Origin of the sequence: Necropsobacter massiliensis (assembly GCF_000827595.2) — a bacterium.
Lineage (GTDB): Bacteria > Pseudomonadota > Gammaproteobacteria > Enterobacterales > Pasteurellaceae > Necropsobacter > Necropsobacter massiliensis.
In genome coordinates this window covers 48,652-57,204 of sequence record NZ_LN776192.1, presented here as the reverse complement: position 1 = coordinate 57,204, position 8,553 = coordinate 48,652, and the positions used below count along the sequence as shown (strand labels likewise).

Here is an 8,553-nt window from a genome sequence, read left to right as displayed (position 1 = left end):
CCGCAATCAGTAAATCAAACAAAAATACCGCCGCAATCAACCACAATGTCGCGCCGAAACCGTAAATCAGCGCACGCCCAAACGCTGCCACCGGGTTGATCCACTCCCATAACAGCATGCCGCTGACGGCGCTGCCGACAAGCACGGTCAGCAACAGACCGTAACGCAAGCCGCGCGGTATTTGCATATTCTGGCGAATGCCCAGTTTACGTCGCAGCCAAGCCGCGGCATCGGTGACGACGTTTAGCGGGCAAACCCAGCCGCAGAACACTCGACTGCCGAGCAGCGCATACAGCACAACCACAATAAGCGCGCCCAGTAACGTTGTCATATTCGGTAAATGCCCGGCAGCAAGGCTTTCCGCCGTAATCAACGGATCACTCATCGGAATCAGCCCCAAAAACAAGCTGCCGCTATAATTACCTCTTAAAATCCATACACCCAGCCAAGGACCGCTTAAAAACATCGCCAGAATCATACACTGACTTAACCGGCGCCAGAATAAAAAGCGATTGGCGTGCCACCAGCCGAGTTTCTCGCGCGCCTCTTTGCCGGCGTGTTGCGGTGAATTCGCCATCAGTACCCCTCCGGTTTGCGTATCGGTAATGTAATGATGTCATCCGGCGCAAGGGAATGCCCGGCTTTCTGTTTTTCTTCCCAGCCCAAGCGATAATGTTTGCCCAGCATGCCTTTTGCCAGCCCTATCGGCAGCACTTTAATCGCCGCCTCTTCTAGCACACAGCTTTCTTCACATTTGCCACAGCCGGTACAGGCATCGGAATGCACCGTCGGAATAAATACCGCATGCTTGCCGGTACGCTCGTTGCGGTGCATGTCCAGCGTGATCGCTTTATCGATCAGCGGGCATACACGATAACATACGTCACAACGCAGCCCCTGCCAGTTCAGGCAGGTTTCGTGATCCAGCAAGACCGCCAATCCCATGCGCGCATCATTGATATCGTCCGGCGTCGAATCCAACGCACCGCTCGGGCAGGCTTTCGCACAAGGAATATCCTCGCACATTTCGCAGGGCTTATCGCGCGCAATGAAATACGGCGTTCCCGCTTCCAACGGCGACAGCAACGACGCCAAATGCAGCATCTCGTAAGGACAGGCTTGTACGCATTGCCCGCAGCGGATACAGGCGGCAGCGAAATGCGCCTCGTCCTCCAGCGCAAACGGCGGACGCAACGCCACCCCCTGACGGGCAAGGCTTTGTTTCTGCTGTAAACCGAGCAATATGCCGACCCCCGCCAGACCGGCGGCGGTACGGGCTGCTTGTTTAAAGAATTTACGGCGTTCCGGCGTTACAATCGGTGTTTTCATCATTCCCTCACCGCACGTTCAAAAGTGCGGTCATTTTTTTACGCTTTTTCCACTTTCACCGCACATTTTTTGAAGTCGGTTTCTTTGGAAATCGGATCGGTGGCATCTAAGGTCAATTTATTAGTCAACTGCGCCGCATCAAAGAAAGTGGTAAACACTAAGCCTTCTGGACATTTATTGCGCCCGCGGGTATCCAAAAACGAAATCATTTCGCCGCGACGGGATGAAATTTTGATCTTATCGCCATGACGCAATCCGCGTTTTTTCGCATCGTTCGGATGCATCCACACCAGATTGTTCGGGAACGAACGGTGCAGTTCAGGTACGCGGCGAGTCATCGTGCCGGTATGCCAGTGCTCCAACACACGACCGGTGCAGAACCATAAATCGTATTCTTCATCCGGCGCTTCTGCTGGCGGCTCATACGGTACCGCCAGAATAATCGCTTTTTTATCTGGATAACCGTAAAACGCTACTTCTTCGCCCGCTTTTACATAAGGGTCGAAGCCTTCGCGGTAACGCCATAAGGTTTCTTTACCATCCACCACCGGCCAGCGCAAACCGCGTGCTTTGTGGTAACTGTCAAAGGCGGCTAAATCATGACCGTGTCCGCGCCCGAAACTGGCATATTCTTCAAACAATCCTTTATGCAGGTAAAAACCGAAATCGTAAGATTCATCGTTCAAACGACCTTTCAGCTCGTCGGTGGAGAATTTATTCACTTGTCCGTTGCGGTATAACACTTCATATAAGGTTTTGCCTTTGTATTCTGGATTGGCGGCTAAAATGTCCGCCGGCCACACTTCGTCCGTGGTAAAGTATTTGGAAAACTCGACCAGCTGCCACACATCAGATTTCGCCTCGCCCGGTGCTTTAACCTGTTGACGCCAGAATTGTGTGCGACGCTCGGCATTACCGTAGGCACCCTCTTTTTCCACCCACATCGCCGTCGGCAACATCAAATCAGCCGCCAACGCCGAAACTGTCGGATAAGGATCGGAGACAACGATAAAATTATCCGGATTACGCCAGCCGGGGAAGGTTTCTTCGTTAATATTCGGTCCGCCCTGCATATTGTTAGTACACATTTGCCACAATACGCGCATTTTGCCGTCTTTCAACGCACGGCTTTGCGCCACGGCATGAAAACCGAGGACATCGGAAATCACCCCTGCTGGCAGTTTCCAAATTTTCTCAGCCTTGGCGCGATGTTCCGGGTTCGTTACCACCAGATCCGCCGGCAGACGGTGAATAAAGGTTCCCACTTCACGTGCGGTACCGCAAGCAGACGGCTGACCGGTCAACGAGAACGGTCCGCAACCCGGCATAGAGATCTTACCGGTCAGCAAATGAATATTATAAATCAAGTGGTTCGCCCACACGCCGCGGGTATGCTGATTGAATCCCATGGTCCAGAAAGACACCACTTTCTTCTTCGGATCCGCATACAATTTCGCCAGATTTTCCAGCACATCTTTCGGTACGCCGGACATTTCATGAGCTTTATCCAGCGTATATTCAGCCACCAAGGCTTTCAGCTCGTCGAAATTGCTGTCATACATTTTGCCGCTATTCGGATTTTTGGCGGCTTTTTGTAATGGATGATCATCGCGCAGACCATAACCGATATCGGTTTCGCCGCGTTTAAATTTGGTATGTTTATTGACGAAATCCCAGTTGACGGCATCGTTTTGAATCAAATAGTTGATAATGTAATTTAAGATCACCAGATCGCTGTGCGGTTTGAAAATCAGACCGTAATCCGCCAGTTCGAAACTACGGTGCTCAAAAGTGGACAGTACCGCCACTTTGATCTCAGGGTTTGATAGACGGCGGTCGGAAATACGCGACCACAGAATCGGGTGCATTTCCGCCATATTAGAACCCCACAGCACAAACGCTTCGGCTTCTTCAATGTCGTTATAGCAGCCCATCGGTTCGTCCATACCGAATGTACGCATAAAAGCGACCGCAGCGGATGCCATACAATGACGGGCATTCGGGTCGATATTATTGGAACGGAAACCGGCTTTCCATAATTTCGATTTGGCATAGCCTTCAAAAATCGTCGTCTGACCAGAACTGAACATGCCAACGCCGTTCGGTCCCAACTCTTTCATTGCACTTTTGAATTTGTCCGCCATGGTGGTAAAGGCGACTTCCCAGCTGACTGGCGTAAACTCACCGTTTTTATCGTATTTACCATCCTTCATGCGCAGCATCGGCTGGGTTAGGCGGTCTTTACCGTACATGATTTTCGGTAAGAAATACCCTTTGATACAGTTTAATCCGCGGTTGACCTCCGCATCAGGATCGCCCTGCGAAGCCACTACGCGTCCGTTCTGAGTACCAACCAAAACGCCGCAGCCGGTTCCGCAGAAACGGCACACGGCTTTGTCCCATTTAATTTCGGTGTCCGCCGCTGCGACGTTTTTTACCGGAATCATCAGCCCGGCGACTGTTGCCGCGGCCATTGCCGCATTGGCTTTCATAAAGTCTCGACGACTTAAATCCATAGTGTCCCCCCACTATTTATTCGTATCTGTTTGAGTAATCTGTTTTCCGACAGGCACGCCCCGAAGGTGCAGCCACACTTATGCGACCTGTTCATCCTGCTGGTGATACACCAGCGACACCGTAATCACCCCGTCGATATTGCGCGCCTTCTCCATGTTGTCCAGCAAAATACGCTGATCATGAGATTGCATTACCGCCACAATTTTGCCTTTTTCCGCATCTAACGCCGGAATTTCGGTATGTGCAATCGCTAAAAGTGCGGTCTTAATTTGCTCGATTTTGTGCGGATTACATTGCACCACAAGCCCGCACACATGCCAGTTTTCCGCTTCGTTCATTGAAATAATGCTTTGTTCCGACATTCTCCGTTCCTGTAAGTCATGCGCCTTGAGCACCGTTTTGCCGAACGTAGCACAACATTAGGCGACATCTTTTTTCAGGCTTGCCATTGTCCTGAACCGAACCGCGCTTTTTAATTACCCAAATTGAGTATTTCAGTGAAAAGATGAAGCTTTATTGTTATAAATCAAATTTCACGGGAACAAAACTCTCGATAATTTTTGTTAAAATACAGTCGTTTCCGCATTCACTTTCAGGATACTGCCGTGCACTACAAAAAACATTCGGTGTCAACCAAGATCGCTAACTATCTGCTGCTGATCATCATCTTTGTCGCTGCAATCAGCGCACTAAGCCTCGGTATAATGTTGAGCAACAAATCCGATGCAGAGCTAATCAACGTATCCGGTTCGCTGCGCATGCAAAGCTATCGCCTGCTGTATGAAATCGAACATGAGCCGGCAAGGGTCGAACATAATCTGCGTTTGTACCGCTTAAGCCTGCATTCCTCCGCATTAACCACCATTAACCACCAGTTCTTTGTGCCTGCGGAAGTGAAATTGGCGTACAAGAACCTGATAAAACGCTGGGAACAAATGGAAACCTATGCACGCCAACAAAATTATCAGGCTTACCGGCAACAAGTGGAAAATTATGTGGATCAGGTTGACCGGTTCGTTGCCACATTACAGCATTTTGCCGAAAAGAAGCTGTATACCGCCGAACTTTGTATCTTATCCGCTATGCTGTTAATTGTCGGCATGGTGTCTTATGTGATCTGGTTTACCAACAAACGAGTGGTTAATCCGCTGGAGAAACTGGCGCTCGCCAGCGCGCAGGTACAAATCGGACAATTTAACCATACTCCGTTGGATATCCACAAAAATGATGAAATCGGTCGTCTGGCGGCCGTCTTTACCCAAATGGCGAGCGATTTGCAAAAACTGTATGCTCGGCTGGAAGACAAAGTCAACGAAAAAACCCAGAAACTCAGTCAGGCAAACCGCTCGCTGACCATGCTGTATCAATGTTCGCAGCTGGTTACCACCAACAATATTAATCCGGATATTCTGCGCCAAGTGCTGAAACAGATTATGCGCAACGAACATCTACGTTATATTGAATTGCGGGTGTACGGCGCCGAGCATTGGAATATCAGCCTTGGCGAAAAACCCGATCAGCCCTGCCAGGAAACGGAACTGAATATAGAAGGCGATAAATTCGGCGTCTTTTACTGGCAGGCGGGCTTGCCTTGTCCGGATTTGCGCTCGCTGCGCAATGTGGCGCAAATGTTAAGCCGTTCGCTTTACTTTCACCAAATGCAACGCCAGCAACAGCAATTTTTACTGATGGAAGAACGTTCCATCATTGCGCGCGAGCTGCATGATTCACTGGCGCAAGTGCTGTCTTACCTGCAAATTCAACTGACCTTGCTGAAACATAATTTAAAGCAAAAAGGCGCGGACGCCGATGCCAAAAGCCTGATGATTATTAAAGACTTTGAGCGGGCGTTGAACGACGGATATATTCAACTGCGCGAATTGCTCGCCACATTCCGCTTGACGATTCAAGAAGCCGATTTACAATTGGCGCTGGAGCAGGTAATCGACTCATTGCGTAACCAAACCAGCATGCAGCTCAGCGTAAACTGCACGTTGCCGGCACAAACTTTCAACGCTCAACAATTGGTGCATGTGCTGCAAATCGTACGCGAGGCAGCGTTGAACGCAATAAAACATTCGCAAGGCAGCAAAATTGAGGTTATCGCGCGTACTGCTGCAAACGGCGGATACGAACTGCTAGTGCTTGACGACGGTGTCGGCATACCGAGTCTGGAAGAACCGATGGGACATTACGGACTGAATATCATGCAGGAACGCAGCCTACAGCTTAACGCCTCGCTCGACATCCGCAATCGCCCAAGCGGCGGGACGGAAGTTAGAATCACCTTACCCGATACGCTACAAAAACAAGGATAAACTATGGAAAATTTAGCCCCTTTTCACACTTTCGGTATTGCGGCAAAGGCAAAAAAAATCGAAAAAATCACCGCACTTGAACAGCTGATGCCGATATGGCAGCAATGTCAACAAGCCGCTATTCCCGTATTATTTTTAGGTCAGGGCAGCAATGTGTTGTTTACCTGCGATTTTAACGGCGTGGTGCTGCTTAATCGGCTGCAAGGAATCAAGCACCGCAGCGGCGATGCCTTTCACTACCTGCATGTCGGTGGCGGAGAAAACTGGCATGAGTTAGTGTGTTGGACGCTGGACCATCAGATCGGCGGGCTGGAAAATATGGCGTTAATTCCCGGTTGCGCAGGTTCCGCACCGATTCAAAATATCGGCGCATATGGAGTGGAATTTAAAGATGTGTGTGATTATGTGGACGTACTGGCGCTCCATAGCGGCGAGCAATTTCGCCTGACTAACGCGCAATGCGGTTTCGGCTACCGTGAAAGCGTCTTTAAGCACCAATATCGGGACGGTTACATTATTACGGCGGTGGGACTGAAATTAAGCAAAAACTGGCGCCCAGTATTAAAATACGGCAATCTGACCAAGCTGGATGCAGATACAGTCAGCGCGCGCGATATTTTTACCGAAGTCTGCGCCGTACGCAACAGCAAATTACCCGCACCGACAGAATTCGGCAACGCTGGCAGCTTCTTTAAAAACCCGCTGGTTTCCCAGGCAGATTTCGAGGCGTTGCAGCAAGACTATCCAAACATACCGCACTTTCCGCAACCGGACGGCAAAGTTAAGCTTGCCGCCGGCTGGCTAATTGATCAATGCGGTCTGAAAGGTTATCAAATCGGCGGTGCCGCAGTGCACCAACAGCAGGCGCTGGTATTAATCAACAAAGCTAACGCAACGGCGTCGGATGTGATTGAACTGGCACACCACATCCGCCAGTGCGTTGCGATTAAATTCAATGTTTACTTGCAGCCCGAAGTCCGGTTTATCGGCGCCGACGGCGAAATCGACAGCGAACAGGCCATTATGTGATTTGGGAGCAGCCATGGAATTTAGCCATATTTTAGATACATTACCGCCTATTGATAGATTAAGCGGACTGAATATTCTCGCCGGCAGCGATGTGATTGCCCATATCCCCGCCGTTGCAGGGAAATTGGGGGCGCTACGGGTTTACAATGCGCTGGCACAGGAATTTAACGGAAAATTAGACCGCACTTGTGCGCAAAAAGGTCTGGTATTATTTGCCGAACACACCGCGGATGCCCGCCAACATCCGGGCAAACACCCGAATATCGATTTATTGTTAAAGGTGCTAGCACAGGATTTATGCTACCGCTTGCTGCCCGTAAACAAATAACCAATCGGCACGAACTTTCGGATTAAAGTGCGGTCTAATTTTATCGAAAATCGGAAAGATTAATTGTCAAAATCAATTGATCTTATTTTCAGTTATGTTATAACTACAACCCGACAAAGGTTGTAACGGCAAGAAGGAATAAAATGAACAAAGACGCACAAACAATGATGTTGGTTCCTCAAGGCAGCTTGGAAGGCTATATCCGAGCCGCCAACGAATATCCGATGCTCAGCGCGGAGGAGGAAAAGGAATTGGCGGAACGTTTGTATTATAAAGAAGATCTTGAGGCGGCAAAAACGTTGATCCTATCTCATCTTCGCTTTGTGATTCACGTTGCGCGCGGCTATTCCGGTTACGGTCTTCCGCAGGCGGATTTAATTCAAGAAGGCAATATCGGCTTAATGAAAGCGGTAAAACGCTTTAACCCGGAAGTGGGCGTGCGGCTGGTGTCTTTCGCCGTACACTGGATTAAAGCGGAAATCCACGAATATGTTCTGCGCAACTGGCGTATCGTAAAAGTGGCGACCACCAAAGCGCAGCGTAAACTTTTCTTTAATCTGCGCAAAACCAAACAGCGTCTGGGCTGGTTCAACGAAAATGAAGTCGATATGGTCGCTACCGAACTGGGCGTATCGAAAGAAGACGTGGTTGAAATGGAAAGTCGCATGACCGGCGCCGATGTCGGTTTCGATTTGCCAAATGACGACAGTAGCGAAGAAACCTATGCGCCGGCATTATATCTGGAAGATAAAAACTCCGACTTCGCCGCAGAACTTGAAAGCGAAAACTATGAAACACAGGCGGCAGACCAAGTCTCGGCAGCGCTGGAAAGTCTTGACCAACGCAGTCAGGATATTATCAAAACCCGCTGGCTGGATGAAAACAAAGCGACCTTGCAAGAACTCGCCGCTAAATATAATATCTCCGCCGAACGGGTGCGCCAGCTGGAAAGCAATGCACTGAAAAAACTAAAAAGTGCGGTGAATTTTTAAGCCGTCTAGACGAAAAAACCTGCCCGACGGCAGGTTTTCT

Annotated in this window: 8 protein-coding genes; 4 read left to right on the top strand and 4 right to left on the bottom strand. The window is 49.6% G+C overall.

All coding sequences use genetic code 11. The annotated features are described in order from the left end of the window. The 4 genes from napH to BN3349_RS10675 form a co-directional block, all read right to left on the bottom strand. The coding region (gene napH, locus BN3349_RS10690) for a quinol dehydrogenase ferredoxin subunit NapH (RefSeq protein WP_040977375.1) at positions 1–577 on the bottom strand (577 nt) is incomplete at its 3' end. Further along, positions 577–1,329: a ferredoxin-type protein NapG gene (gene napG, locus BN3349_RS10685; protein ID WP_040977377.1), complete on the bottom strand. Its 753-nt coding sequence runs from the start codon at positions 1,327–1,329 to the stop codon at positions 577–579. The genes napG and napH, both read right to left, overlap by 1 nt. A gap of 38 nt (positions 1,330–1,367) precedes the next feature. Further along, positions 1,368–3,845, bottom strand: a complete 2,478-nt coding sequence (gene napA / locus BN3349_RS10680) for a nitrate reductase catalytic subunit NapA (protein ID WP_040977374.1) — start codon at positions 3,843–3,845, stop codon at positions 1,368–1,370. Between the two features lie 78 nt (positions 3,846–3,923). Beyond that, complete coding sequence (locus BN3349_RS10675; RefSeq protein WP_032108239.1) at positions 3,924–4,208, bottom strand: chaperone NapD; 285 nt, start codon at positions 4,206–4,208, stop codon at positions 3,924–3,926. Between the two features lie 243 nt (positions 4,209–4,451). Here BN3349_RS10675 and narQ point away from each other — a divergent pair, with 243 nt between their 5' ends. From narQ to rpoH, 4 genes are all read left to right on the top strand, one after another. Next, positions 4,452–6,164 carry a nitrate/nitrite two-component system sensor histidine kinase NarQ gene (gene narQ, locus BN3349_RS10670; protein WP_040977373.1) on the top strand — a complete coding sequence of 571 codons (1,713 nt, stop codon included), beginning with the start codon at positions 4,452–4,454 and terminating at the stop codon, positions 6,162–6,164. 3 nt (positions 6,165–6,167) lie between these two features. Further along, positions 6,168–7,193 (top strand): UDP-N-acetylmuramate dehydrogenase, encoded by a 1,026-nt coding sequence (gene murB, locus BN3349_RS10665; RefSeq protein WP_040977372.1) that lies wholly within the window; start codon positions 6,168–6,170, stop codon positions 7,191–7,193. A 13-nt stretch (positions 7,194–7,206) separates the two neighbouring features. Next, entirely contained in the window at positions 7,207–7,521 is a 315-nt protein-coding gene (locus tag BN3349_RS10660; protein ID WP_040977371.1) for a DUF2322 family protein, read from the top strand. A 143-nt stretch (positions 7,522–7,664) separates the two neighbouring features. Then, positions 7,665–8,513: an RNA polymerase sigma factor RpoH gene (rpoH, locus tag BN3349_RS10655; RefSeq protein WP_040977370.1), complete on the top strand. Its 849-nt coding sequence runs from the start codon at positions 7,665–7,667 to the stop codon at positions 8,511–8,513. Positions 8,514–8,553 lie beyond the last annotated feature (40 nt).

Excerpts from the sequence above, each read along its gene's own strand:
- napG (WP_040977377.1), bottom strand. The coding sequence starts at position 1,329 with ATGAAAACACCGATTGTAACGCCGGAACGCCGTAAATTCTTTAAACAA.
- napA (WP_040977374.1), bottom strand. The coding sequence starts at position 3,845 with ATGGATTTAAGTCGTCGAGACTTTATGAAAGCCAATGCGGCAATGGCC.
- murB (WP_040977372.1), top strand. The coding sequence starts at position 6,168 with ATGGAAAATTTAGCCCCTTTTCACACTTTCGGTATTGCGGCAAAGGCA.
- BN3349_RS10675 (WP_032108239.1), bottom strand. The coding sequence starts at position 4,208 with ATGTCGGAACAAAGCATTATTTCAATGAACGAAGCGGAAAACTGGCAT.
- rpoH (WP_040977370.1), top strand. The coding sequence starts at position 7,665 with ATGAACAAAGACGCACAAACAATGATGTTGGTTCCTCAAGGCAGCTTG.
- BN3349_RS10660 (WP_040977371.1), top strand. The coding sequence starts at position 7,207 with ATGGAATTTAGCCATATTTTAGATACATTACCGCCTATTGATAGATTA.